The sequence below is a fragment of the Streptomyces sp. NPDC001348 genome, from assembly GCF_053597535.1.
Window position 1 is genome coordinate 1 of sequence record NZ_JBSFIK010000002.1, and the last position, 25165, is coordinate 25165.

The window sequence follows — 25165 nt, forward strand, 5'->3', positions numbered from 1 at the left end:
GAGGCGATGGACAGCATCTACTTCGCGCAGCAGCACGGCTTCCACGTCGGGCACCGGGGGTGGACCTCGCTGCTGACGGACCTGGAGTGGCTGGCCGACCACTGGGACCAGGCGGAGGAGGGGCTGTGGGAGACCCGCGGCGGGCGCCAGGACTTCACCTACGGCCGGGTGATGTCGTGGGTGGCGTTCGACCGCGCGGTGCGACTCGCCGAGTCGAACGGCTGGCCGTCCGGGGCCGCCCGCTGGCAGACCGAGCGGGACGCCGCCTACGAGCAGGTGATGGCCCGGGGATGGAACGAGAAGCGCGAGGCCTTCGTCCAGCACTACGGAAGTGAGGTGCTGGACTCCTCCCTGCTGCGCATGGCGACGGTCGGGTTCCTCACCCCCGGCGATCCGATGTGGGCGTCGACCCTCGACGCCATGGAACAGGAACTGGTCAGCGACAGCCTGGTCTACCGCTACAACCCCGAGGCCTCGCCCGACGGCCTGCGCGGCTCGGAGGGCACCTTCTCGCTGTGCACGTTCATGTACGTCGACGCCCTGGCGCGGGCGGGACGGACCGAGCAGGCACGGCTGGTGTTCGAGAAGATGATGGGGTACGCCAACCATCTGGGCCTGTACTCGGAGGAGATCGACCCGACGGGCCGTCAACTGGGCAATTTCCCGCAGGCCTTCACACATCTCGCCCTCATCGACTCGGCCATCACCCTGGACGCCGCTCTCGACGGGCGGTAGTAGCCGGCGTCGGTCAGCCGTCCGGACCCCGGTCCGCCGCCGGCGGGCCGAGGAGCACGAGCGTGTCACCCTCCGCCGGGGTGGCCACCAGGGAGCCGGTGACCGGTTCCAGCCGGCCGCCGGCCCGCACCAGGAACACGGGTTCGTGCCCCGGCGGGCGTGGCGCCGACGCGGGCCGCACATGGAAGCGGGCCCCCCGCTGGTGGCGGGACGCCAGGGTGTGCCGGACCAGCCCGGGGCCGAAGAGGGTGGTCCCGGCGGTGTAGGGGGCGACGACACCCCGGCTGTCGGGCGGCGGGCCGACGCGGTGGACCGGGCCGTCGACACTGTCCTTCAGCAGGGCCGAGGCGAGCGCGTTGAAGTCGTCGTCGTCCGTGAACAGGAAGACCGAGGTGACCCCTTCCAACCGGGCCGACGGATCGGTGGCGACGGCCATGAGCTCGCCGGCGGCGAGCTCGATCCCGGCCTCGTCGATCCGGTGGCGCTCCTGCGCGGAGCCGGCCCACATCAGAACGTCCACCCCGGCGGTGCGCAAGGACAGGGCGAGGTCCACGACCCAGGGTGCGCCGCCCACCAGGAGCGGGCGGGAGCGGGCGGGCCGCGTGACACCGAGGCGGGTGGCGACCGGCTTCGCCGTCAGCCCGTAGAGCACGACCGTCGCGACGATCACCAGGAAGGTGATGGGAAGGATCTTGTCGGCGCCGCGCAGTCCCGCGGCGGTGAGTGAGCCGGCGAAGGTGGTGGCGGTGGACGCCGCGACGATGCCGCGCGGGGCCATCCAGCCGGTGAAGGCGCGTTCGGCGGCGCGGAGGTCCGTCCCGAGGCCCGCCAGCAGCGCGGCCAGGGGCCGGGTCACCAGGACGAGCACGACGACGAGCAGCAGGGCCGGCAGGAGTACCGGGGTGACGGACTTCGGCGTCACCGTGGCCGAGATCGAGACGAAGAGCAGGCCGATGATCAGTTGGACCAGTGTCTCGAAGAACGGCCGCCTGGCAGGCATGTCGAAGCCGGGCAGGTTCGCGACGGTCAGCCCGGTGACGATCGCGGCGATGAGTCCGGTGTCGTCGTACACCATGTCGCAGCCCGCCGCCACCACGACCACGGTGGCCAGTTGGGCGAGCGTGCCGAGCGTCTCGCCGAGGCGGAGCCGGCGGAGCGTGAACCACAGCAGTGCGACGCCTGCCACGCCGCCCAGGAGCCCGACGGCGAGGCCCCCGAAGAAGGCGCCGAAGCGGAAATGACCGGTCTGGAGCCCGCCGGAGACGATGGAGTGGAAGACCACTGCGCCGAGGATGCCGCCGACCGGATCGACCAGCGACCCTTCCCACACCAGGACACGTCGCACTCGGTCGGTCGGCCCCACGTGTTCGAGCAGGGGACCGACGACGGTCGGCCCGGACACCACCAGGATCGCGCCGATCATGCTGGCCGTGGCCGCCGGCACGCCGAACAGCGCCGGGCCGAGGACCATGACGGTGCCCCAGGAGAGCAGCACGCCGAGCACGATGAGCCGCAGTACGACGGTGCGCGTGGCGCCCTTGAGGCGGCGCATGTCCAGGCCCAGTCCGGCGTCGTACAGGATCAGGGCGACCGACAGCGACACCAGGGCGGAGAAGTCCGGCCCCACCAGCTGCCCGGGGTGGACGACTTCGGTGAGGGCCCCGGCGGCGAATCCGGCGGGCAGCAGCACGATCAGGGAGGGGATCCGCAGCCGGCCGGCGAGGATCTGTGAACCGACGGCGAGGGCGACGGTCAGGCCGAGACCCAGCAGGATCTCGTCCTCGGTCACCGCCGGCCTTCGTCGCCGATGCCGCCGGCGCGCAGGTCGCTGTCGGTGAGACCCTCCAGCTCGCCGTGGGTGTCCAGCCAGTAGAGCAGGGCGACCGCGGGGACCACCAGCACCACGGCGACGAGGATGACCAGCCCGAGCCAGCGCAGTGTGGTGTGGGCGCCCGCTCCGTCGGCGACGGTCAGTGTGGTGGGGACGAGGTACGGGCGCTGTGCCGTGCCCCAGGCGATGACCGCCGACGCGACCACACCGACGGCGGTGACCCTGGACCAGTCGCCGGAGGGCCTGTTCAGCAGCCACGCGGTGGCGAGCGTGCACAGGGCCGCCAGGACGACGAAGACGAGTCCCACGCCGTGCGTGAGGCCGTGCCACACGTAGGGCGCGTCCCCGTGGGTGACCACGAGCGTGATCACGGCGAGGGCGGCGACCGCCGCCAGCGCGCCCAGAGCCCGCCGCCGGAAGTAGGTGTCCAGGTCCGGCGCCCCGAAGCGCCGGGCGTCCGCGGCGAGGAAGACGGCGCCGAGCAGAGCCGTGGTCGCCACGGCGAGCAGACCGAACAGGACGGAGGTGGGGTTGGACCAGGCATCGGCCGACGCCTGGGTGCCCGCCGTGACCCTTCCGGAGGCCACTCCCCCGGCCGCGGCGCCGAGGAAGAACGGCGTCAGGAGCGAGGAGACGGCGAACACGGCGCCGTACAGGCGCCGGCCGGCCAACCGCCGGGTGGGCTTGCGCAGGGCGAAGCCGGCGCCGCGCAGCACGATGCCGACGGCGGCCAGGGCCAGCGGCAGCCACATCGCGGTGAACACCCGCTGGAAGAGGACGGGGAAGCCCGTCCACATGATGACCAGCACGAAGATCAGCCAGACGTTGTTGACCTCCCAGACCGGGGCCATGGCGTGGTCGATCAGCCATCGGGGGCGTTTGCCGCGTTCCGCGCCGCCCGCGGTCAGGTCCCAGAAGCCGGCTCCGTAGTCGGTGCCGCCGGCGCAGGCGTACGCGGCGACCGCGAGCAGCAGCACGACGGCGATGACCGCGGCGATCACGGCCGGCTCCCGGTGGAGCGCGGCCCGTACGGGGTGTCCGCCTCCGGGGTCCGGCCGGGTGTCTCCCGGTCGTCCTCGCCGTCGGCGAGCCGCCAGCGGGCGCGCATCCTCAGCAGCACCAGCAGGAAGGACGCGAAGACGACGGCGTACACCACGACGATCAGACCGAACATGGTCCACAGGGCGGCGGAACGCGTCGACGTGACCGCTTCGGCGACCCGCATGTTCTGGTAGACGATCCACGGCTGGCGGCCCACTTCGGTGGTGATCCAGCCGCATTCGACGGCGACGACGGAGGCGACGCCGGCCAGTGCGGCGCCGCGGTAGAACCACGGTGAGCGGGGCAGCCTGCGGCGGCGCAGCCAGACCAGGGCGTACCACAGGGCGAGCAGCACCAGCAGGGAGCCGATACCGACCATGGTGTCGAAGGTCCAGTGCACGATGGTGGCCTGGGCGGGCGTCGGCCGGTCGCTCGCCGGGACGGTGGTCAGCCCGGTGACCTGGGTGTCCGGGCGGAAGCCGGCCAGGATGGAGTCGAGCTGCGGGATCTTGATGCCGCCGGAGACCGTGCCGTTCGGGTGCAGCCTGCCGTAGAGGTACTCCGGTACGTGGGTGTCGGTCTTCCAGACGATCTCCATGGCGGCGAACTTCACCGGCTGTTTGTGGAAGACCTGCCGGGCGATGGAGTCGCCCAGCACGAACTGCACCGGTGTGCACACGGCGGCGAGCGTGAAGGGGATCGTGAAGCCGAGCCGGTGGTAACGGTCGCGGCGGCCGCGCAGCCACCCCACGGCATAGACGCCGGCCGTGACGTAGCCGGCCGTCACGAACATGGCGAAGACGAAGTGCCAGTACTCCGGTCCGAACATGGGCGTGAAGATCGCCTTGCGGATGTCCACGTTCACGGGGTTGCCCGCGGAGTCGAGGGTGAAGCCGCGCGGGGTGTTCATCCACGAGTTGGCGGCCAGGATCCCGAAGGCGCCGAGCAGGGCGGCGAACGGCAGCGGGAGCCCGAGCAGGAAATGGGCGCGGGACGGCAGCCTGCGCCAGCCGTACAGGTAGACGGCGATCAGGACGGCCTCCAGGAAGAAGGCCCAGGCCTCGACCCCGAACCCGATGCCGAAGACATCGCCCCACCTGCCCATCATGCCCGGCCACAACAGCCCGAACTCGAAGGACAGCACGGTGCCGGTGACGACACCGATGGCGAACTGGACGGCCATGACCGCCGACCACCGCCGTGCCAGCAGCAGGGCGGTGGCATCGCCGCGGCGCAGACCGTAGCCGTGCATGACGAGTGTGATCAGCGGCAGCGCGACGCCGAGGGGCACCAGGACGATGTGGGAGGCGAGGGTGAAGGCCATCATCGATCTGGCCGGGAGCGTTTGCGCCGGCACGCCCGCCAGCTGCAGGACCGTATGCATATGAGCCTCTCCTGGGCCGGCGGACGAGGTGGATCAGCCGCCGGTGGCGAAGCCAGGGAAGAGGGTCATCCCGCCGTCCACGTAGAGGGTGGTGCCCACGACGTAGTCCATCAGGTCGGAGGCGAGGCCCACGGCCGCGTTGGCGATGTCGTCGGGGTCGCCGACGCGGTCGTAGGGGATCAGCCGCAGAAGGTCCTTCTCGGCCGCGGCCGTCTCCCAGGCGCTGCGGTTGATGGGCGTCTTGATGGCCCCGGGGGCGATCGCGTTGACACGGATCTTCTTCGGGGCGAGCTCCTGGGCCAGGGTCTCCATCATCATCTGCACGCCGCCCTTGGAAGCGGCGTAGTTGACGTGCCCCGTCCACGGGATGATCTGGTGCACCGAGCTCATACAGATGATCTTCCCGGCGGCACGGGACACCTCGGGTACCACTCCGCGCCGCAGGAACTCCTTGGTCGCCTCACGGGCACAGAGGAACTGCCCGGTGAGGTTGACGTCCAGGACCTTCTGCCACTGGGCGAGGGTCATGTCGACGAACGAGGCGTCGCGCTGCATCCCGGCGTTCGCGACCAGGATGTCGATCGTGCCGAACTCCTGGACCATCCGGTCGATCATGGCGACGACCTGGTCCTCCTTGGACACGTCCGCCTCGTGGGCCACGGCCCGCACTCCGAAGGAGGTGATCTCGTCGACGACCTTCTCCGCCTCCTCGGCGCCGGCCACATAGTTGACGACCACGTCGGCCCCGGCCCGGCCGAGGGCGATGGCCGTCGCCCTGCCGATTCCGGAGTTCGCGCCGGTCACCAGCGCCTTCTGTCCCCTGAGCAGATGTGCGGGGATCACGCCCTGGGGTGCGCCCTCGATGGAACTCACGATGACCTGCTCCTGACGTCGCGTGGCCCGGGTCCGCCGGGCCACGGCCCGGGGTCTCGAGTGCCACCCCATCACCATGGCCGGGCGGCGGCACTCCGGGAGGTCCCGCGTTGCGCCGACAGGCTGAGCGGCTTCGCCCGGTCGGTGGTTCCGGCCGCCGGCCGCGTCAGCTCAGCCGTTCCAGGAGGTGGTCCCCCACGCGCAGGGCGTTCGCGATGGCCGTCAGGGAGGGGTTGACCGCCCCGATGCTCGGGAAGAAGCTCGTGTCGACGACGTACAGGTTGTCCAGGTCGTGGGCCTTGCAGTTGACGTCCAGCGCGGAGGAGGCCGGATCGGTGCCGAACCGGACCGTGCCCGCCTGGTGCGCGGTGGCACCGATCGGCATTCCCTTGTGCAGGTAGATGCTGTGGGACAGCAGGTGGTGCTCGTGCATCCCCAAGTGCCCGAGCATGTGCTGGAGTTTGTGCCTGAGGCGGCCCAGCCCCGCGATGTTGTTGTCCTCGTCGAGGGTCAGCCGGACACGTCCGTCGCCGTCCAGGGTGACCCGGTTGCCGGGCAACGGCAGGTCCTCGCCGCACAGCCAGAAGTCGACGGCGTGATGGGCGAGCACCTCGAAGGGCATGTCGGGGGTGACCGCGCCGGCCCAGCGCGGGGCCTCTCCGTGGATCTGCTCGGCGTCCGACTTGCCGAGCATCTGGATGCCTCCGAGGGGATAGTCCCAGTCGTCGGCGCCCAGGTACCAGTCGTGCAGGGCGAGGGTCTTCTGGAACTGGGTGTCGTTGGGCTGCTTCGAAACGGCCATCAGGGCGAGGTTGTTGTGCCGCATGTAGTGCCGGCCGACCACGTCCGAGCTGTTCGCCAGCCCGTGGGGGTGCCGGTCGTTCGCCGAGGCGAGCAGCAGCGCGGCGGAGTTCACCGCCCCGCAGGCCACCACCACGATGTCAGCGGTGAACCGGGCCTCCTGCTCTCCCTGGAGCCGGGCGACGACCGTGCTGACACTGCGTCCTGACGGGTCGGTCTCCAGCCGCGTCACATGGGCGCCGGTGACCATGTCGACGCCTTTGTGCCGCAGCGCCGGTTCGACGCAGACGACCTGGGCGTCGGACTTGGCGCGGACCAGGCAGGGGAAGCCGTCGACCCGGTTGCAGCGGATGCAGGCGCTGGAGTGGGTGGCCTGCCCGTTCTCGTCCTGGACGAGGTTGACCCCGATGGGCAGGTGGAAGGGGTGCAGTCCCTGTTTCTCCAGGTCGTCGCTCAACTGCTGGATACGGGGCTCGTGTTCGACCGGCGGGTAGGCGTACTGCGCGCTGCACGGCCCCTCCCAGGGGTCCTCGCCGTGCCGGCCGTGCACCAGGTAGAGGTGTTCGGCCTCGGTGTAGTACGGCTCCAGGTCCTCGTAGCGGATCGGCCAGGCGGGAGAGACACCGTCATGATGGCGCAGTGCCCCGAAGTCCTCCGGGCGCAACCGGAACAGCGCCGCGCCGTAGAACTTCGTGTTGCCGCCGACGTAGTAGTTGACCTCGGGCGGGAACTCGTTGCCGTGCTTGTCCAGCCAGAACTCCGGGGCACGGTACTTGCCCTTGACGAACACGGCCGTCGAGTCCCAGTTGTCGCGTTCGCGCCGCAGGTAGTCGCCGCGCTCGAGGAGGAGCACCCGTCTGCCCGAGGGGGCGAGCCGGTGGGCGAGCGTCCCGCCGCCGGCGCCGGTGCCGATGATGATGATGTCGTAATGGGGGGAGTCGCCCATGGCGACCACCGTCCTTGTCTCAGCGGCCCCGGCCGCGGCCGGGTTCTGACACAGCTTCCTCCCCACTTCGAACGTATCGGTCCCCGGGTGATGCGGCACCTGGAGGGGTCGGCGTCCGGGGCGCGGTCACAGGACGGCGATCGGGTTCACCGGGCTGCCGGTGGCCGCCGGGAGCCGCAGCGGGGCGACCACGCACAGGAAGTGCCAGCGGCCCAGTTGTTCGCACGCGGGCGCCAGTTGCTCGAGGTCCAGCCAGTCCATGAGGTGCAACCCCATGGCGTTGACGGCGAGTACGTGTACGGGGAACGGGACCTCGGTCACCGCGCTGGGGGCCGTGTCGCTGTTGCCGTCCGAACCGAGGACCGCCACCCGCCGCTGGGCCGGGAAGCGCATCGCCGTCGGGTGCAGGCCCGCCCGTGCCCGGGTCGAGTCCCAGGCGCCGCGGCTCAGCCGGCGACGGCGGTGCCCGACCCGTACGAACAGCAGATCACCCGGGCCGACCGTGACGTCCTGAGCCGCCTCGGCAGCCATCAGGTCCTCGGCGGTCACCTGGTCGCCGGGTTCGAGCCAGGGCACGCCCCGCAGACGCGGGATGTCCAGGAGGACCCCCCGGCCGACGATGCCGTCCTGCACCAGGTCCAGCGTGAGTGCGCGGGCGCCGTCCGGCGTGACGCTGCTCGCCGGGACGCCGCCGTAGAGTTCGCCGTCGAACATGACGTGGCACAGCGCGTCGAGGTGGCTGTCGGCGTCCGAGTGCACGTTCATGGCGAACCGGTCGCGGGCGAAGTGCAGTCCGGGGGCATCGGCCTCCCCGGACGCCGACGCGGTCATCCGGTGGGACGCGGGCTGCGGGTTGTCGGGGCCCGGCTCGGTCTCGATGGGGGCGGCCAGCGACAGGGAGCGTCCGCGCCGGACCTCCGCGGCGGCGGCCACCACGCGTTCGGGGGTGAGGTGGCCCAGCGCCCCACGCGGCTGGTCGGCGCCGGACCGTGCCTGGTCGCGCAGCCGGCGGTACAGGGAACGGAAGTCCGCCTCGGACATGCGCTGCGACGTCGCGGGGCGTGGTTGCGCACTCATACGAGCCGCCGCCGGTGTCCCGCGGTCCGGTCGCGGCCGTCGAGCCGTCGGCGTCCCTCGAGGTTCTCGGTCATGGCCACTCCTCGGCGGCGGACGATCCCTCCAGCCATTGCAGCACCCGGTCCGGGGGGCCGCACGTCAAGCGCCGGGGACGGGGCCGCCGTCCGGCTCGCCCCGTCCCCGGCGGACCGCCGCCTCCTCCCGCGGCTACTTCCTCCTGCGGCGCAGCAGCAGACAGGCGACCAGCAGCCCCGCTCCGGCGGCGATCAGCACGGTGCGGTTGTTCCGCACCGGCTCCGGTGCCTTGTCCTGCCACATCCGGTCGGCCTGCTCGGCCCTGGCCCTGACCTGTTCCGCGGCTTGGGCTGTCTTGTCCTGCAGCGCATGGGCGGCCTCGGCGGCCTTCGCCTTCGCCTGGCCGGTGAGCTCCGCGGCCGTCGCGGCCGTCTGTTCCTTCACGGCCGCGGCCTTCTGCCGGGCCTGGTCCTTGAGGTCCGTCTTCCCGGCCAGTGCCTCGACCGTTGTCCCCAGTTCATGACGGGTCTGCTCGACCTGCGCGCGCAGTTCCTCGGGGCCGGAGGCGGTGGGTTCGTCGTGGGGCGGCTGGGTCATCGCCTGGCACTCTCCTTGATCTCGGCCACGTCGGCCTTCACGTTGTCGACGGTCTGCTCGGGTGCCGGCGGGGCGGCCCGGCCGACCTCCTTCTTCCCGGTCAGGGCCAGTACCGCGGTGATCGCGCCGAGGACGGCGGTGACGATCAGCGCGGCGGCCCACACCGGCAGCGGCACCGCCAGTGCGGCGATCGCCGTCACGACCAGCGCTTCGAGGGTCAGGAAGCCGGTCAGGCCGGCGCCGCCGAAGAGGCCCGTGCCCTTCCCGTAGCGCCTGCCCTTCTCCTTCATCTCCGCCTGCGCCAGTCGCATCTCGCCCCGCACCAGCTCCGTCAGCTGCTGCGAGGCCCGCTGGACCAGTTCGCTCACCGGCTCCGAGGAGGCAGTGCTCGGGCCTCGGCTGTCCGGGGTCGTCATGACGGATCACCTCCCTGAATCGGCTGCCACTCGCCGTGCCGGGTGCCCGGACGCGGGCATGCCATCCCACCTCACCTGTGGTGTCGGGCGGTGGCCGGTACCTCAGGCCCGCGCGCGTCCCTTCGCCGGGGGCCGACGGCCCACCCGGCCCTCTGCCTGGCGCCCTGGGCCTGACAGCTCGTCAGTCACGGTCATTTGCGGTAGCCGAGGATGGTCATCATGCCGGACTCGGAGTGGTACTGGTTGTGGCAGTGCAGCATCCACAGGCCCGGGTTGTCGGCGTTGAAGTCGAGGACGAGTTTGCGGTGCGGCAGCACGATGGTCGTGTCCTTGCGGGCCCCGACCCCGTCGAGTCCCCTGACGGCGAACGTGTGGCCGTGCAGGTGCACGGGATGCCACATGTCGGTGGCGTTGACGACGGTCAGCCGGACCCGCTCACCCTGCCGGACCGGGTGGCGCTCCTCGACGGAGTACGGCCGGTGGTCGAAGCCCCAGTTGAAGGCCCGCATGTTGCCGGTCAGGCGGAGCCGCATCTCGCGGTCCGGCTCACGGTGGCACAGGGCGACGGACTCGTCCGGCACGAGCCGTCTGGCCGGCACGACCTTCCCCTCGAGTTCCTGTGGACGCACGGTGGACCGGGGCGAGCCTCCGCCGCCGGTCCGCAGCAGCGCCATCGCCCGGCCCTCCTTGCCTTCCGCCAGCGCGACCAGCGGGAACACGCCGTCCTGGGCGGTGATCAGCACGTCGTAGCGTTCGGCCATCCCGAGCAGCAGCGCGTCCGTCCGTTTGTGCTCGACCGGGTAGCCGTCCGTGTGCGTCACCGTCATCTCGTGGCCGCCCAGCGCGACCCGGAAGGCCGTCTCGGCAGCGGCGTTGATGATGCGCAGCCGGATGCGGTCCCCCGGGCGGGCCCGGAAGACCGAAGGCTCGTGCGCGAGGCGCCCGTTGACCAGGTAGAGCGGGTAGTCGACGCTACCGCCCTCGCTGTGCAGCATGCGGCTGTGGGAACCGTGGAGCAGGCGGGAGGGGCTCTTGGACCTTCCGGGGCTCCAGGCACGTGCCTCGTCCCACGTGTCGTGACCGGAACCGTCGTGCTCCCCGTCCTCGCCCATGTCCATGCCCATCGGAGCACGCTTGCCGTGGTGCAGCTCCGCGAGCACCCCGTCCGGGGTGGAGCCCTGCACGCCGTCCAGCCAGTCGTCCAGGACCACCACCCACTCCTTGTCGTACGACAGGGGCTCCCTGGGGTCCTCCACGATGAGCGGCGCGTACAGGCCGCGGTCGAGTTGCATCCCCGAGTGGGAGTGCAGCCAGTAGGTGCCCGGGTGGGTCACGGCGAAGCGGTAGTTGAAGTCCGCGCCGGGCTCGATGGAGTACTGGGTCAGGCCCGGCACTCCGTCCATGTCGTTGCGCATGCGCACGCCGTGCGAGTGCAGCGTGGTCGACTGCGGCAGGCGGTTGGCGAGGGTGAGATCGAGGATGTCGCCCGCGTGGATCCGTACCTCCCGGCCGGGCAGTCTCTCCCCGTACGCCCATGACCTCACCATCAGCCCGCCCAGGTCGAGGTACGTCTCGTGGGCGGTGAACCGGAACCTGCGCACCGGCCCCGACCCGCGTTCCCGTTCGGCCTCGAGGACCTCCGGGTCGGACGGGTTCACATACCCCTCGGGCCCTCTGGGGACGAAGACCTCGCCGTGGTGGCCTCCCGTCCCGGTTCCGGGGCGGGAACCCGGCGCCGGGTGGGGGGCCGGGCGGGCGTGGGGGCTGCCCGCCGGGTGGGAGCCGGACTCCGAGCGGGGTGCGGACCCGGAGCATGCGGTCAGGATCCCCGAGCCGGCGGCCACGATCGAGGCACCGAGCACTGTGCGCCGCGTGTGTGTCTGCATGACAGAATAAGACACGTTTTATGACCATATGTGTGAGAACTGGCGCGGCGCGTCTCATGAATCGCGGCCACCGACGACGGCGCGGCCGATAGTGCGGCTATGCGGATCACGATCGCCGGCACCTCCAGCACCAAGCGCCGGGTCCTCGCCCTGGCCGTCGCCGGCGCGGTCGGGATCGCCGGTGCCGCCCTCCTCGGCCCTCGCCCGGACGGGAGCCGCCACTCCCCCGCCGCCGGGCCCGCGGCCACCTCGTCCGGCTCGGTCCCCTCCCCCGGCGCCCCCGGCATCGGCGATCCGCTGCTGCCGCTCGCCGGCAACGGCGGCTACGACGTGCGCCGCTACGACCTCGCATTCGACTGGCGGGCGCCGCGGACGCCCTTCGACGCCGGCGCCACCATCAGCGCCACCGCCACACAGGCCCTGTCCCGCTTCGACCTCGACTTCGCCGGCAACACGCTGCACACGGTCACCGTCGACGGCCTGCCGGCGACCGCGGTACGCGACGGCGACGAACTCGTCGTCACCCCCTCGAAACCGATCCTCCGGGGCGCCGCCTTCACCGTACGGGTCTCCTACACCGCCGACCCGACGCGGCAACGGCACCGCGACGACGCGATCGCGGACTACGGCTGGGTGCCCACACCCGACGGCACCGTGCTCTGCCCCCAGCCCGACGGCGCCAGAATGATCTTTCCGGCCGACGACCATCCGAGCCTGCGCGCGCCGGTCACCTTCCGCATCACCACCCCGCCGGGTGTCAGCGCCGTCGCGGGCGGCAGGCTCGTCGAGCGCGTCCGGCGGCCCGACGGGCGCACCCGGTGGACGTACGACTCCGAACAGCCGGTCGCGGCCCAGCTGGTCCAGCTGGCGATCGGGAGGTTCACGGTCGTCGACGGCACCGGCCCGCGCGGGCTGCCCCTGCGCGACGTGGTCCCGGACGGACTGGTCGACGGCACCGAGGCGTACCGCTCGCTGGTCCCCGGGCACCTGGCCTGGCTGGAGCGGCGGCTGGGCCCGTACCCCTTCAGCCGCTACGGGGTGCTGGTCGGGGACACCGACCTGCCGGTGGCGCTGGAGACGCAGTCGCTGTCCGTGCTGCCGAGCACCGATCTGCTGGGCGACCGGGTCCACGCCGAACGCAACCTCGTGCACGAGCTGACCCACCACTGGACCGGGGACAGTGTCGCCGTCCGGCGCTGGTCCGACCTGTGGCTCAGCGAGGGCCACGCCCAGTTCTACGAACGCCTGTACTCCGACTCGCACGGCGGCGACAGCATGGAGGACGCGATGCGGGCGGCGTACGAGCGGCACGACCAGTGGCGGCACGACGACGGGGCGCCCGCCGAACCCACCTGGCCGACGCTGTTCCGGCAGATCAGGTACGACGGCTCGGCGCTGGTGCTGTACGCGCTGCGGGAGGAGGTCGGCGAGGACACCTTCGACAGGATCGAGCGGACCTGGGTCACGAGGTACCGGGGCCGGGCCGCGGGCACCGGGGACTTCGTCGCGCTCGCGTCCGAGGTGGCGGGCAGGGACCTGACGCCGTTCCTGAGGCCGTGGCTGTACGGGAAACACACCCCGCCGATGCCGGGGCACCCCGACTGGCAGGTGGACCCGGTCGTCACATGATCCGACACGCCCGCCCGCTGCCGCCGACCGAGTGGCGTGCGCGGGGTGGCTGGTCCACGCGGTTGACGCTCGGCGCGACGTGGCGCCCGGGGCACGGAAACGTACGAGGGGTGGCGTGAAGGGCAACTCCTTTGTCCTGCTTGCGCTTGTCCTGCCGCGACGAGCCCGTTGGAGACATCTGCATGAGAAGACGCGTTGCCCCCCGTGTCCTCATCGCCGTACGCGAGCACCGCCTGACGGCGTGCGTGGCGGCGTCGGCGGCGCTCCTGATCCCGGTGCTGGCCTTCCCACCGACCGACCCCGAGGAGGCGGCCGACCAGCGCCTGCAGCATGACTTCGCGTCCGCCGCGGACGAGTTCCACGTACCGCGGAGCGTCCTCATGGGCGTGTCCTACCTGCAGTCGCGCTGGGACGCCCATCCGGGTGTGCCGAGCGTCAGCGGCGGCTACGGGCCCATGCACCTGGTGGACGCCGACGCGTTCCGCGCTCCGGGACCACCCGCCAAACCGCACGACGCGGGCGCCGCCCAGCCGGGCCGCGCCCAGCCGCCGGCCGAACTGCGCCGGGCCGCCGACCTGATCGGGGTTCCGGCGAAGCAGCTGCGGACGGACACCACCGCCAACGTGCGCGGCGGAGCCGCCCTGCTCGCGACGACCCAACGACAGCTCGGCAAGCCGCTCAGCGACAACCCGGCGGACTGGTGGGAGGCGGTGGCGCACTTCGCGGGCACCAGCGACGCCGACTCGGCGGCGGCCTACGCCAACGACGTGTTCGCGGTGATCCACAAGGGTGCGCACCGCACGACCGACGCCGCGCAGGACGTCACACTGCCCGCCGACCCCAAGGTGCGGCCCCACACGGCCCGCCCGGCCGGCACCCGGCCGAAGGAGGTCGAGTGCCCGCCGGAGCTGTCCTGCTCCTGGCTCAGCGCGCCGTACGAGCAGATCGACGACGACGACTACGGAAACCACGACCTGGCCGACCGGCCCTGGGACGAGAAGATCGAGTACATCGTCATCCACGACACGGAGGCGTCCCTGAAGTCGATGTTCCAGACCGTGCAGGATCCCACGGAGGCCTCGTGGCACTACTCGGTGCGCTCCAGCGACGGCCACGTCACCCAGCACGTCAGGACCAAGGACACGGCCTGGCACTCCGGCAGCCAGTATGTGAACGCGCACTCGATCGGCGTCGAGCACGAGGGTTTCCTCACCCAGCCCGACGCCTGGTACACGGAACGGATGTACCGGTCCTCGGCCCGTCTGGTCCGCTACCTGGCGAAGAAGTACGGCGTCCCGCTCGACCGCCAGCACGTCTTCGGCCACGACAACGTGCCGTCCCCGACCGCGTCGAGCATCCCCGACATGCACGAGGACCCCGGCCCCTACTGGGACTGGCGGCACTACTTCGACCTGCTGGGCGCGCCCCTGCGGGCCACGGCCGGGCCGGACAGCGCGATGGTGATGGTGCTGCCGGACTACGCCACCTACAAGCCGCGGTACACGGGGTGCAAGGGTGACGGCCTGCCGTGCGCGCCGCACGGCTCCAGCGCCGTGCGTCTGCACACCGAGCCGCGCGAGGACGCCCCGCTGATCCAGGACCCCGGCCGCCGCCCCGACGGCGAGGCCTCCACGGAGGACGTCAGCGACCTGGGATCGCGGGTCTCCACCGGCCAGACCTACGCGGTCGCCGGGCGCAGCGGTGACTGGACGGCCATCTGGTACCTGGGCCACAAGGCGTGGTTCAAGAACCCGAAGAAGCACCCGACGGCCGTCGGCGCGAGCGGCCGGATGGTCACCCCGAAGGAAGGCCTGAGCGAGATCCCGGTGTTCGGGCGTGCCCTCCCGGAGGAGGACGCCTACCCGGACGGGTTCCCGGAGCAGACCGAGTCACCGCTTCCGTACAGCCTCCTCGCGGGCCAGCGGTACGTGACCCAGTCGCTGGTCAACGGCACCGACGTCGACAGGTCGTCCTTCGTGGAGACACCCGGCCCGGTGGTGACCGGCCGGGAGCAGTACTACGAGATCCAGTTCGGTCACCGGCTCGCCTACGTCCGGGCGAGCGACGTGGACGTGGTGAGCGCGCCCGCCTCGGCGGGATCGCCGGGGCACGCCGCGGGCACCCCCCGGCGGTGACGGGGACGAGGCCTCAGGTGTCGCCGCACCCGCAGGAGGCACTCAGCACACCGCGGGCCGCCGGACTGGCGGGGATCGTCTTCGGCCTGCTGCTCGGGACCGCCATCGTCCTGGTGAGGGTCGCGGTGCCGGAGCATCCGGCGTCCGCCGGGACCTGGCTGACCGACTCCTCGCGCCGGACCGCCGTCCGGGTCGCGCTGGCCCTGGTGCCGTTCGCGGGGATCTCCTTCCTGTGGTTCCTCGCCGCGGTGCGGGACCGGATGGGGGAACGCGAGGACCGGTTCTTCGCCACCGTGTTCATCGGCAGCGGGCTGGTGTTCGTGGCCGTTCTGCTGTGCGCCGCCGCGGCCGCCAGCGGGATGCAGGCCACGGTGGGAAGCGCGGACCAGCAGCTGTGGGGGTTCGGCCACAGTTTCGCCTACACCCTGCTGACCGAGTACTCGATGCGCATGGCGGCGGTGTTCGCGTTCTGCACCTCCACCATCGGCCGGCGGCTGCGCGTGCTGCCGCGTCCCCTGGTGTGGTTCGGCTGGCTGGTCGGGCTGGCGCTGATCGCGGCCGCCGGGGACGTGGCCTGGCTGGAGCTGGTGTTCCCGGCGTGGGCCCTCGTCATCGGCGGGTACGTGCTCGGCGCGGGTTCCGGTCGTACCGCGCCGGGCTGAAGAACCGCCGGCCTTTGTGGCCTACGGACTCCCGGCCTGTCCGGCGGACCCGTTCGGTGCCGAGAGCGAGCGTTCGATGCGCGTGAGCTGTCTGCCGAGGCCCAGGAGCCACATCTCCAGGTCCACGACCGCGGGCGGGGCCGGCCCGTGCCCCGGTGGCGGGGTGCGCGGTGCACGGCCGGGAGCGGAGCTCCGGGCCGTGCCGAGGAGCGCGGCGATCCGGCCGGCGTCCGCCGCGAGCACCGCCGCCGTCCCGCGGGTCCAGGCACTCGCCTCCCGGGGCACGTCGGCCGGTGTGGTCTCGAAGCGGGCCAGCCGCTGCGCCCCGAGCACGGTCGAGTAGGCCAGGACGAGCACCGCGTGCCAGTCGGCCCGGACGCCCTCCCGGTTCGCGGGCGGCTCGCTGCAGAACTGTGCGAAGGCGGTCTCCGCCAGGCGCAGGCGGTTCAGGGCCGGCAGCGTCTCGGGCGGGACGGGGCGGCGGCCCGGTGCCGGCAACAGCGTGTCGACCGTGCCGGGTATCAGCGCCCCGCACGAGCGGAGCAGGCTCGCCATGGTCCGGTGGACCTCCCGGCGTGCCCCCGCCGGCCAGGCCAGCAGTCCGCACAGCAGGCCGATGGCACTGCCGGTGACGACGTCGACGAGGCGCGCCTCGGACAGCTGCCACGTGGTGGGGGCGATCTGCGCGAAGACGAGGGAGACCACCAGCGTGAACAGCCCCTGGGCGTAGGCGACCCCGAGCAGCGGTCCCAGCGTGAAGGCGGTGAGCATGCCCGGCACGAGCAGGGCGGCGTAGGCGTCCTGGTGCCGGCCGAGCGCGATGATCAGCGCGCCCGCCGCCACGGCTCCGGCCAGGGTCCCGGCCATGGCCTGGCGTACGGCGCGCCAGGTGGCTCCGGCCGTGGTGCGACCCAGCGTGAGGACCGCGAGGAGGACCCAGAATCCGTGGGTGAGGTCGAGGGTCCCCGCGACCAGACGGGCCACCGCGAGACCGCAGGCGCTCCGCACGGCGTTCTGGAACTGCACCGAGCGAGGTGTCAGGTTTCCGGTGATCCGGCGGGCCCAGAGCCGGGGTGCGGGCAGGTCCGCGTACCAGAAGAACTCGCGCGGCGGGGGCGTCGGCGTGCGGCGTCCGCCGGCGGCGACGCCCACGGCGACGACCGCGATCCAGGTCGACTCGGCCAGTGCCAGCACGGTCGCCTGCCGGCGCTGACGTCCTGTGGCCGGGCCGTCGCCGGCCGGGCCGGCGGTGCCCCGGACCCGCTCCTCCTGGAACCGCCGGATCGCCTCTTCCAGGGGGCCGGCCGCGGGTGGCCGGCCCCCGGTGCGCAAGGAGGTACTCGTGACGGCGCACGTCCGGGCGACCCGGTCGAGGAGGTCCGCCGACACCCGGTCCGGCGCGGCGGACGGGCCGGACGGCCCGGACCGCGCGGTCGAGGACGCCAGCTGGTCCAGGATGCGGCGGGCCGCGGCACCTGCGTGCGACAGCGCCCGGTCCCGGCGGCCCGGCCCGGCGGGTCGTTCACCGGGTGCGACCCGTGATGGCCGCAGTGCCTCGCTCGCGTCGCGCAGGTGCGCCGCGGAGGTGTGCGCCGGGTCGGCCGCCGCGGCCGCCGCCGCGGCCAGCGCGTCGGCGAGACGCTCCCGGTAGCTCTCGTCGGACGGGCCGGGCAGGAGGCGGGCCTGGCACAGTGCGATGAGCACGACGCCCACGGCCAGTCCGGTCAGCCGGGCCCCCAGGGCCCCGGGGGCGTAGGGCGGGAAGCAGGCCAGGATGTAGAAGAGCTGCAGGGCCGGGGCGGCTCCCGCCGGGCGGGGGCCCGCCACGGCCGCGAAGCCCAGCAGGAAGCCGGTGACGAGCATGCCGGCGACCGCCGCCGGGGTGCTCACGGCGAGTGCCGTGCCCAGGGCGACCAGGAGTGCCCCGAGCGGCAGGGTCCTCAGCGTGACGGAGGCCTGTTTCCGGCCGGTGCCGGGGATGCTGGACAGCAGGCCGAGCGCGATGGGGGCGAAGAGTGCGTAGAGGGCCGCGACGGGCTGCCCGAAGCCGTGGAGGAGCACGAAGAAGCCGGTGCTCGCCGCACAGGTGACCTGGACCGACCGGCGTACGATCGCCGGGCGGTCCGGCCGGTCCCACAAGGTCCTGCGGCCGGTGCTCAACGCCGCCGTCCGCCTCCTCCGGTGGCGATGCCGCCGACCGGCTTGGGCGCGGAGAAGGGGAGGGCGTCCTGCGCGCACCTGGCTCCGGCCGGCGGGAGGACGCCGTCGATGAGGTACCGGCTCTCGTGTGCGCCGACGCAACCGCTGGGGTTGAGCAGGGCGGTGTGCCCGTATCCGTCGAGGGTGAGCAGACGGGCTCCGGCCAGGGCCCCGGCCAGTGTCTCGGCGGCCCGGTACGAAGTGGCGGGGTCGTAGGTGGGGTTCACCACCAGGAGCGGGTGTGCCGTGCGGTGGTTCCACGGACCGGTGTACCGGTCGGCGGCCGTGGCCGGCCAGGTCGCGCACGGCTCGGTGGCCCAGGTCCAGAAGCGTCCGGCGTCGCCCGCCCGCCGGGCGGCGTTCTCCTCGATCGTGGGGTAGGCGCCGAGGTCGCGCGGGTTGGGGCTGTCCGAGCAGAGCACCGCGGCCGCCTGCTCCAGTCCCAGGTACGGGAGCGGGACGGGCGGGGGTGGGGGCGCGGGCTTCTGCGGCACCTGCCCCTGCCAGAGTTCCTGCAGCCGTCCGGCGAGGAGCGTCCAGCCGGGCCGGGCCGAGTAGAGGGAGCCGATCACGTCGGCGACGGTCCTGGCGTAGGTCCACGTGCCCTGCGGATGCTCCCGCAGGCGCCGTGTCAGCTGGTGGTACTTGTCCCTGGTCGCTTGCGGGCTGCCGGCGGAGAAGGCGCAGTCCGCGGTGGTGGCGCCGCACAGGGCGAGGAAGCGGTCGAGGGTGGCCGCCGCGCCGCGGTCCGACCCGGTGCGCAGGAACGTCGGGAGGCGGGGTCTGCCGTGGGAGCCCGGGTCCGCCGACGCCGACGGGTCGATGGCGCCGTCGAGGGTCATGGCGCGGACCCGGCCGGGGAACAGACTGGCGTAGGTGGCGCCCAGGTAGGAGCCGTAGGAGATGCCGAGGTAGGTGAGTTGCGGGTCGCCGACCGCGCGGCGCAGCTGGTCGAGGTCGCGGGCGGTGTCGGCGGTCGACACATGGCGCAGCAGCTCGGGATCACGCCGCTCGCAGCGCCGGCCCAGTTCCTCGTACGCGGCGTTCCAGGCGGCCCGCTGCCGTTCGCCGACGGGGAAGCCGGCCGGAAGGCGGGCCTGCCAGGCGGCGGCTTCCTCCGCGGTGTCGAAGCAGCGCACGGCGGTGCTGTTGCCGATGCCGCGAGGGTCCCAGCTGACGATGTCGAACCGCTCCCGTACCTGCCGCGGGAAGAAGGCGTAGGACTGCGGCATCTGCACCGTCCCGGGACCGCCGGGGCCGCCGGGGTTGAAGAAGAGGGTGCCGATGCGCCTTCCGGGGCCGGTGGCCCTTCGTCTGACCACGGCCAGTTCCAGGGTGCGGCGCCCGGGGTCGCGGTAGTCCAGCGGCACCTTCGCGGTGGCGCAGTCGAACCGTTCCGCGTGCGGACAGGGGTGCCAGTCGAGCCGTGGGGCCGGGGGCGAGGACGCGGCGGCCGGGGCGAGGACCGGCCCGGTGACCCCCGTCGAGCAGACGAGCGCCGAGGCGACGGCAACGGCACACCGCCGACGGCCCGCGGTCGATCCGGGTATCGGCATGTTCCGTCCTTCCGCCGGGTGTCCGCATCCACAGCACCGCGGCGCGCCGAGGCATGCCATCCGGACGCGGCCGAACGGACCAGGTGTTCACTCCCGTCCCGACATCGTTGTCCGAAGACGCCGCGGGGGCACACAGCCGTGCCCCCGGGGCACGTCAGCGGTCCGGACCGCTGGTCCTCGCCGGGGACAGCGCGCGCCGCTGTCCTGCGGTCAGCCCGCCCCATACGCCCTCGTACTCCCCGTTGCGCAGGGCCCAGGCCCGGCACTCATGGAGTACCGGGCAGCGGCGGCATATGCTTCTGGCCTGTTCTATCTGGATCAATGACGCACCTCCCTCACTGACCGGAAAGAACAGCTCGGGATCCTCGAAGCGACAGGCGGCCCACTTACGCCAATTCACGGTGCCTCCACCTGGGTGGAAGGTTGGACGGTTGCGGCAGAGGTGCCGCCTAAAATATTCCTTTCTCAACCATTTATCCAGACTCGTCACGATTCGCCCCTGAGATCGCCGGGTTTACGCAGCCGGGAAGCGGTGAGACGGCTGGAATGCCGAGCCGCCCCACCACAGCCGTCACCCCGGCAGGACGTGTGACCACCCGTTCGCGACGCGTACCCTCCGGGCGGGTGGCCCGGTGAGCGGCACCGCACGGGCCTCGTCCGTCCATGACGACGGTCCCGTGCGCGAGGCGGGGCCCGCGCCGCAGGCCGCGCCCGTTCGCGCACAGCAGCGCGATCCGTTCTTCGACAACGCCAAGTACCTGGCGATCGTGCTGGTGGCGATGGGACACGCCTGGGAGCCGCTGCGCTCCGACAGCCGCACGGTCACCGCGCTCTACACGGTCGTCTACGCGTTCCACATGCCGGCGTTCATCATCGTCTCCGGCTTCTTCTCCCGCGGCTTCGACGCGAGTCCGGCGAAGATCAAACGCCTCGTCAGCGGGGTCGCCGTGCCCTACGTCGTCTTCGAGACGGCGTACACCCTCTTCACCCGGTGGAGCGACGGCGTCCCGGACCGGCCGATCAGCCTGCTGGACCCGCTGTACCTGACCTGGTTCCTGGCCGCGTTGTTCATCTGGCGGCTGACCACACCGCTGTGGCAGCGGGTGCGCCATCCGCTGCCACTGGCGCTCGTCCTCGCCATGCTGGCGACGCTCTCGCCCGCCATCGGCAAGGACCTCGACCTGCAGCGGACCCTGCAGTTCCTGCCCTATTTCGTGCTGGGGCTGAACCTGCGGCCGGAGCACTTCCGGCTGGTGCGCCGGCGGGCCGTGCGTCTCGTCTCGGTCGTGGTCTTCGCGGGTGCGTCGGCCGCCGCCTACTGGGCGGCCCCGCGCAACGACTACGTCTGGCTCTTCCACCGCGACAGCGCCGAGGAACTGGGCGCGCCCTCCTGGTACGGGCCCGTCATGACGCCGGCCGTCTTCGGGGTCTCCCTGACCCTCGTGGCCTGCTTCCTCGCCTGGGTGCCGGGCCGTCGCACGTGGTTCACCACGCTGGGCGCGGGCACGCTCTACGGCTATCTGCTGCACGGGTTCGTCGTTCAGGCCGCGAACCACTGGAACTGGTCAGACCTCGACCAGGCCCGTCAGCCCCTCGGCGAGATCACGGCCACCCTTGCCGCCGGCCTGGTCGTGACCGTGCTGTGCACGGCTCCGGTACGCCGGGTGTTCCGCTTCGCCGTGGAGCCGAAGCTGGACTGGGCGTTCCGCCGGGATCCGGTCCGGGCGGGCGGCGTCAAAGCCCGGCGGGCGGGTACCAGCGCTGACACGGGCACGGGAGAGAGGTACAGGCGTGAGCGAATCATCACTGAGGGCGGTGGGTTGGGCGCGCTCACTGCCGCTCGACAGCAGCGTGAAGACCGCGCGTGACTGGGCGCGCGACCACCTGCGTTCACTGGGCTGGACGGAGTCCGCACCCGACACGGTGGACGCCGTCCTGCTGACCATCTCGGAACTGGTCACCAACGCCCACGTGCACGCGCACAGCCCCGCCCATCTCGTACTGACCTGGGACAGCCGGTGCCTGCACGTGAGCGTCCACGACACCTCTCCTCGTCTGCCCGCACCGCGGCCGCCCGACGACGAGCGGACGAGCGGGCGGGGCATGATCCTCGTCGACGCGCTGGCCGACACCTGGCAGGCCCGACCCTGCCCCGACGGGAAGATCGTCCACGCCTGCTTCCAGCCGCCCGCCTCCGCGGGAGGGTAGGGCCTGTCCGGCGGACCAGGCCGCAGGAAACGGACGGTGCCTCGTCCACCCCGGTGAGCCCCGCGTCTGCGGCATGATCCGCCGGACAGGCCCCCGCGCTCACCAGGTGTGGGCGACGTCCACCACGAGCCGGTCCGACAACCGCAGCACCCGGAACGGCAGTCGGGCCCGCACTCCGAGTCCGACCTGGGTGACGCCCTCGAAGCTGGAGCCGAACTTGGTGTCACGGAAGGTGCGGTAGCCCGTGAGATCGACGCCGGGCAGCGCCTTGCCGGGGCGTCCGGGGTATGTCGGCTTGCCGGTCTCCGGGTCGTAGGCCGCGGCGCCGACGTGGATGTCGAGGATCGCTCCGCCGGAGACCGGTATCACCGTGCCGGACGGGTCCTGGCGGAAGGTGTCGACGTACTCGACGGAGTAGTTCACCGGGTCGGTGCCCCCGCCGACGTCGAAGACCATGCGGTCGTAGCAGTCGTGCCGCCCGGTCCGGATGCCGGTCAGGGTGTGCGGCTTCGCGGTCCGGTCCGTCCTCTGCTTGGGCAGGCTGCCCCACCCCGTCGGGCACGTGGTCGCGGCCGCGCCGCCGGCGGCTGACGCCGCCGGGGCCGCCATGCCCAGAGAACCCACTGCCACCAGCACGGCCGCCGCGGCAGCCGCCCGTCTCCCCTTGTGCATGATTTTCCCCTTGCTGTGGCGCTTTCCGACGATGTCACCCCTATGACATCCGGCGCGCCCGATTGGTTGCACGGGTGTCATCGTCTCGGGCCGCGCACGGACCACCCGCTGCCGATGCCGGCCAGGTGCAGCGCCAGCAGGGTGAGGCCCAGCAGCATGACGTTGGTCGAGGTGAACGTGTCGTTGGTCGCGATGTCGGCCGCGTTGATCAGAAAGGCGATGAAGAACAGGACCGCCGAGATGATCGCCAGCATGATGTACCCTCCGCAGGGTCGAAGCCGGTGGTGGAGCCGGTCGCGGCACGTGCCGCGCCTGGAGTCCGGTTTCCCCCAACTCCCCCGCCCACACGGGCCGTTCACCCTCACGAGCACCGCAGCGGGACCGGCACCCGCTCCTCATCCGGACAGATGGCGCACCAGTTCCCGCGCGAGGGCCTGCGCGGCCGGTGCCGCCCAGCGTCTGCGGTGCCGGGCCAGCAGCACCGGGACATCGGCGAACCGGGGTCCGCGGACCCGCGCCAGCCGTCCCTGCCGGACCTGTTCGTCGACGGTCGTCAGCGGCAGCAGGGCGAGCCCCAGCCCGGCGGCGACGCAGGAACGCGCCGCGTCCACGCTGCCGAACCGGGTCAGCCGGGGGCCGGGGCCGGGCGCGGCGAGCAGCCTGCGCTCCAGTTCGTCGCTGTAGCAGCAGCCCTGCTCGAGCAGGAAGAAGCTCTCCGTCGCCAGGTCCGTCCAGGTCGCCGGCCGCCCACGCGTGGCGAGCGGATGGTGGGGAGCGCAGACCAGGGTGAGCGGCTCGTGCGCGACCGGCTCGGTCGTCACATCGGGGAAGCCGGCCTCCCTCTCCAGCAGCAGCGCCAGGTCCAGGCGTCCCGACCGCAGTCCCTCGACGCACTCCGCGGTGCCCGCCGCGTACAGCCCGACGTCCACCTCGGGATGACTGGTGCGCAGGGCGGCCACCACGCCCGGCAGCCTCGTGGAGCACAGTGACTCCGGAGTGCCCAGGAGCACCTGCCCCCGTACGGCACCCGCGTCGGCGCAGCGAGCTCTCAGCCGCGCCACCGAGTCGAGGACCTCCTCGGCCTCCGCGAGCAGTTGTCTGCCGGACTCGGTGAGCGTCGTGCCGGTGGGCAGGCGGTCGAAGAGCCGCGTCCCCAGATCCCGCTCGAGGGTACGGACATGGACGGTGACCGTGGACTGGGCGAGGTGCAACTCGGCGGCAGCGGCGGTGAAGCTGCCCGTCCGGGCCAGGGTGGTGAAGGTGTGCAGGAGTCTGGTGTCCACCCCGCCAGCCTATGCGTGAAGTCGATGGCATCGATCGGAATCCATCGTTGGACTCGATCGGAAGCGCGTGACAGCGTGGAGCCATGACCACCGACGCGACCGGGGCGAGCCCCGTGAACCAGCCCGCACCGCTGACCGAGCCGCTGCGCTACGCGGCCTTCACCGACGATCCCGCGGGCGGCAACCCCGCCGGGGTGGTGCTCGACGCCTCGGGGCTCGACGCATCGGCGATGCTCGCGATCGCCGCCGACGTGGGCTACTCCGAGACGGCCTTCGTCACCGGACACGACGAAGCGGCACGGCGGTTCCGCGTCCGCTACTTCAGCCCGCTCGCCGAGGTGGCCTTCTGCGGGCATGCGACCGTCGCCCTCGCCGTGGCGCTCGCCGGGCGGCTGGGCCCGGGCGACATCGTCCTCGACACTCCGGCCGGCGAGATCCCGGTGGCCACCGCGGTGGACGCCGAAGGCACCGTACGGGCCACGCTCACGAGCGTTCCGACCCGCTCGCGCCCCGCCGCGGACGCCGAACTCGAGGCGGCGCTCAAGGCGCTGGGCTGGGTCGTCGGCGATCTCGACCCGGCGCTGCCGCCGCACGTGGCGTTCGGCGGCAACGACCATCTGGTGCTCGCCGCCGCCTCCCGCGGGCGTCTGGCGGATCTGGACTACGACTTCGACGCGCTGGCCGGCCTGATGCGCCGACAGGGCTGGACGACCGTGCACCTGGTGTGGCGCGAGTCGCCCGGGCGCTTCCACGCCAGGGACCCCTTCCCCGTCGGCGGGGTGGTGGAGGACCCGGCGACCGGAGCGGCGGCGGCCGCCTTCGGGGGGTATCTGCGTGCCCTGGGCCTGGTCTCCGGGCCGGCCACCCTCACCGTCCGTCAGGGGGAGGACATGGGGCGCCCCAGCGACCTGCTGATCGACGTGCGCCCGGACGACGCCCGTGTCCGGGTCACCGGCCAGGCCGTGCCGATGACTACTCGAAGCGGTCTCTGACGACCCGCGACGCCGCCTCGCTCTCGGCGGCGGCGGGCGACAGCTCGCTCAGGGTGTCCAGGTCGGTGTCCACCTGCAGCTCGGTCTCCCAGGCCGCGGCGAGGCTCTCCTGCTCCTCGCGCGGCCGCTGCCGGACCTGTTCCCGGCGGTGCGGGCTCAGGGCGGCCAAGAATCGCTCTACGGTATCGATCGGCATCCTTTTCTCCTCGCTGACGGAAGGTCACCCC

23 protein-coding genes are annotated in these 25165 nt (G+C 72.4%); 7 read left to right on the top strand and 16 right to left on the bottom strand.

Annotated elements, in window-relative coordinates:
* Positions 1-735: glycoside hydrolase family 15 protein (locus tag ACWC21_RS01775; protein WP_450877034.1), on the top strand; the 735-nt coding region annotated here is incomplete at its 5' end.
* A 13-nt stretch (positions 736-748) separates the two neighbouring features.
* Here ACWC21_RS01775 and ACWC21_RS01780 read toward each other — a convergent pair.
* From ACWC21_RS01780 to ACWC21_RS01820, 9 genes are all read right to left on the bottom strand, one after another.
* Positions 749-2524 (bottom strand): cation:proton antiporter, encoded by a 1776-nt coding sequence (locus ACWC21_RS01780; RefSeq protein ID WP_450877036.1) that lies wholly within the window; start codon positions 2522-2524, stop codon positions 749-751.
* Positions 2521-3567: a cytochrome d ubiquinol oxidase subunit II gene (locus ACWC21_RS01785; RefSeq protein ID WP_450877038.1), complete on the bottom strand. Its 1047-nt coding sequence runs from the start codon at positions 3565-3567 to the stop codon at positions 2521-2523. The genes ACWC21_RS01780 and ACWC21_RS01785 overlap by 4 nt, the downstream gene beginning before the upstream one ends.
* Positions 3564-4991, bottom strand: coding sequence for a cytochrome ubiquinol oxidase subunit I (locus ACWC21_RS01790; protein WP_450877040.1), 1428 nt, complete (start codon positions 4989-4991; stop codon positions 3564-3566). Before ACWC21_RS01790 ends, ACWC21_RS01785 begins: the two co-directional genes overlap by 4 nt.
* A 33-nt stretch (positions 4992-5024) precedes the next feature.
* Positions 5025-5864, bottom strand: a complete 840-nt coding sequence (locus ACWC21_RS01795) for an SDR family oxidoreductase (RefSeq protein ID WP_450877042.1) — start codon at positions 5862-5864, stop codon at positions 5025-5027.
* A gap of 166 nt (positions 5865-6030) precedes the next feature.
* The gene (locus ACWC21_RS01800; protein ID WP_450877044.1) at positions 6031-7611 is read right to left on the bottom strand and encodes a GMC oxidoreductase; all 1581 of its coding nucleotides are present in this window, start codon (positions 7609-7611) and stop codon (positions 6031-6033) included.
* A gap of 126 nt (positions 7612-7737) precedes the next feature.
* Complete coding sequence (locus ACWC21_RS01805) at positions 7738-8652, bottom strand: cyclase family protein (protein WP_450877046.1); 915 nt, start codon at positions 8650-8652, stop codon at positions 7738-7740.
* A 243-nt stretch (positions 8653-8895) separates the two neighbouring features.
* A complete protein-coding gene (locus ACWC21_RS01810) occupies positions 8896-9300 on the bottom strand; it encodes a DUF3618 domain-containing protein (RefSeq protein ID WP_450877048.1) in 405 nt (134 codons plus the stop codon).
* Entirely contained in the window at positions 9297-9716 is a 420-nt protein-coding gene (locus ACWC21_RS01815; RefSeq protein ID WP_450877050.1) for a phage holin family protein, read from the bottom strand. Before ACWC21_RS01815 ends, ACWC21_RS01810 begins: the two co-directional genes overlap by 4 nt.
* A 191-nt stretch (positions 9717-9907) precedes the next feature.
* Positions 9908-11602, bottom strand: a complete 1695-nt coding sequence (locus tag ACWC21_RS01820; RefSeq protein WP_450877052.1) for a multicopper oxidase family protein — start codon at positions 11600-11602, stop codon at positions 9908-9910.
* A gap of 99 nt (positions 11603-11701) precedes the next feature.
* On the opposite strand from ACWC21_RS01820, the gene ACWC21_RS01825 reads away from it, so the two are divergent.
* The 3 genes from ACWC21_RS01825 (at position 11702) to ACWC21_RS01835 (ending at position 16028) form a co-directional block, all read left to right on the top strand.
* Positions 11702-13231 carry a M1 family metallopeptidase gene (locus ACWC21_RS01825; RefSeq protein WP_450877054.1) on the top strand — a complete coding sequence of 510 codons (1530 nt, stop codon included), beginning with the start codon at positions 11702-11704 and terminating at the stop codon, positions 13229-13231.
* A 182-nt stretch (positions 13232-13413) separates the two neighbouring features.
* Positions 13414-15366 carry an N-acetylmuramoyl-L-alanine amidase gene (locus ACWC21_RS01830; RefSeq protein ID WP_450877056.1) on the top strand — a complete coding sequence of 651 codons (1953 nt, stop codon included), beginning with the start codon at positions 13414-13416 and terminating at the stop codon, positions 15364-15366.
* 17 nt (positions 15367-15383) lie between these two features.
* Positions 15384-16028 carry a hypothetical protein gene (locus ACWC21_RS01835; RefSeq protein WP_450877058.1) on the top strand — a complete coding sequence of 215 codons (645 nt, stop codon included), beginning with the start codon at positions 15384-15386 and terminating at the stop codon, positions 16026-16028.
* 21 nt (positions 16029-16049) lie between these two features.
* Here the strand turns inward: ACWC21_RS01835 and ACWC21_RS01840 are convergent, their stop codons facing one another.
* The 3 genes from ACWC21_RS01840 to ACWC21_RS01850 form a co-directional block, all read right to left on the bottom strand.
* A complete protein-coding gene (locus ACWC21_RS01840; RefSeq protein ID WP_450877060.1) occupies positions 16050-18188 on the bottom strand; it encodes an FUSC family protein in 2139 nt (712 codons plus the stop codon).
* Positions 18185-19783, bottom strand: coding sequence for an alpha/beta hydrolase (locus ACWC21_RS01845; RefSeq protein WP_450877062.1), 1599 nt, complete (start codon positions 19781-19783; stop codon positions 18185-18187). Before ACWC21_RS01845 ends, ACWC21_RS01840 begins: the two co-directional genes overlap by 4 nt.
* Positions 19784-19937: 154 nt before the next feature.
* Positions 19938-20183: a WhiB family transcriptional regulator gene (locus ACWC21_RS01850; RefSeq protein WP_450877064.1), complete on the bottom strand. Its 246-nt coding sequence runs from the start codon at positions 20181-20183 to the stop codon at positions 19938-19940.
* 232 nt (positions 20184-20415) lie between these two features.
* Here ACWC21_RS01850 and ACWC21_RS01855 point away from each other — a divergent pair, with 232 nt between their 5' ends.
* Entirely contained in the window at positions 20416-21651 is a 1236-nt protein-coding gene (locus ACWC21_RS01855; RefSeq protein ID WP_450877066.1) for an acyltransferase family protein, read from the top strand.
* Complete coding sequence (locus ACWC21_RS01860) at positions 21575-21991, top strand: ATP-binding protein (protein ID WP_450877068.1); 417 nt, start codon at positions 21575-21577, stop codon at positions 21989-21991. Before ACWC21_RS01855 ends, ACWC21_RS01860 begins: the two co-directional genes overlap by 77 nt.
* Before the next feature lie 99 nt (positions 21992-22090).
* Here the strand turns inward: ACWC21_RS01860 and ACWC21_RS01865 are convergent, their stop codons facing one another.
* From ACWC21_RS01865 to ACWC21_RS01875, 3 genes are all read right to left on the bottom strand, one after another.
* Entirely contained in the window at positions 22091-22663 is a 573-nt protein-coding gene (locus ACWC21_RS01865; RefSeq protein WP_450877070.1) for an AMIN-like domain-containing (lipo)protein, read from the bottom strand.
* A gap of 77 nt (positions 22664-22740) precedes the next feature.
* Positions 22741-22917 (bottom strand): hypothetical protein, encoded by a 177-nt coding sequence (locus tag ACWC21_RS01870; protein WP_450877072.1) that lies wholly within the window; start codon positions 22915-22917, stop codon positions 22741-22743.
* Between the two features lie 141 nt (positions 22918-23058).
* On the bottom strand, positions 23059-23946 hold the full coding sequence (locus ACWC21_RS01875; protein ID WP_450877074.1) for a LysR family transcriptional regulator: 888 nt from the start codon (positions 23944-23946) through the stop codon (positions 23059-23061).
* 83 nt (positions 23947-24029) lie between these two features.
* Here ACWC21_RS01875 and ACWC21_RS01880 point away from each other — a divergent pair, with 83 nt between their 5' ends.
* Positions 24030-24938: a PhzF family phenazine biosynthesis isomerase gene (locus tag ACWC21_RS01880; protein WP_450877076.1), complete on the top strand. Its 909-nt coding sequence runs from the start codon at positions 24030-24032 to the stop codon at positions 24936-24938.
* Here the strand turns inward: ACWC21_RS01880 and ACWC21_RS01885 are convergent.
* Positions 24919-25134 (bottom strand): hypothetical protein, encoded by a 216-nt coding sequence (locus tag ACWC21_RS01885; protein ID WP_450877078.1) that lies wholly within the window; start codon positions 25132-25134, stop codon positions 24919-24921. The two genes, ACWC21_RS01880 and ACWC21_RS01885, sit on opposite strands and share 20 nt — an antisense overlap.
* Between the last annotated feature and the right edge of the window lie 31 nt (positions 25135-25165).

Excerpts from the sequence above, each read along its gene's own strand:
- ACWC21_RS01790 (WP_450877040.1), bottom strand. The coding sequence starts at position 4,991 with ATGCATACGGTCCTGCAGCTGGCGGGCGTGCCGGCGCAAACGCTCCCG.
- ACWC21_RS01810 (WP_450877048.1), bottom strand. The coding sequence starts at position 9,300 with ATGACCCAGCCGCCCCACGACGAACCCACCGCCTCCGGCCCCGAGGAA.
- ACWC21_RS01870 (WP_450877072.1), bottom strand. The coding sequence starts at position 22,917 with ATGCTGGCGATCATCTCGGCGGTCCTGTTCTTCATCGCCTTTCTGATC.
- ACWC21_RS01885 (WP_450877078.1), bottom strand. The coding sequence starts at position 25,134 with ATGCCGATCGATACCGTAGAGCGATTCTTGGCCGCCCTGAGCCCGCAC.
- ACWC21_RS01805 (WP_450877046.1), bottom strand. The coding sequence starts at position 8,652 with ATGTCCGAGGCGGACTTCCGTTCCCTGTACCGCCGGCTGCGCGACCAG.
- ACWC21_RS01825 (WP_450877054.1), top strand. The coding sequence starts at position 11,702 with ATGCGGATCACGATCGCCGGCACCTCCAGCACCAAGCGCCGGGTCCTC.
- ACWC21_RS01815 (WP_450877050.1), bottom strand. The coding sequence starts at position 9,716 with ATGACGACCCCGGACAGCCGAGGCCCGAGCACTGCCTCCTCGGAGCCG.
- ACWC21_RS01880 (WP_450877076.1), top strand. The coding sequence starts at position 24,030 with ATGACCACCGACGCGACCGGGGCGAGCCCCGTGAACCAGCCCGCACCG.
- ACWC21_RS01820 (WP_450877052.1), bottom strand. The coding sequence starts at position 11,602 with ATGCAGACACACACGCGGCGCACAGTGCTCGGTGCCTCGATCGTGGCC.
- ACWC21_RS01800 (WP_450877044.1), bottom strand. The coding sequence starts at position 7,611 with ATGGGCGACTCCCCCCATTACGACATCATCATCATCGGCACCGGCGCC.
- ACWC21_RS01845 (WP_450877062.1), bottom strand. The coding sequence starts at position 19,783 with ATGCCGATACCCGGATCGACCGCGGGCCGTCGGCGGTGTGCCGTTGCC.
- ACWC21_RS01865 (WP_450877070.1), bottom strand. The coding sequence starts at position 22,663 with ATGCACAAGGGGAGACGGGCGGCTGCCGCGGCGGCCGTGCTGGTGGCA.
- ACWC21_RS01830 (WP_450877056.1), top strand. The coding sequence starts at position 13,414 with ATGAGAAGACGCGTTGCCCCCCGTGTCCTCATCGCCGTACGCGAGCAC.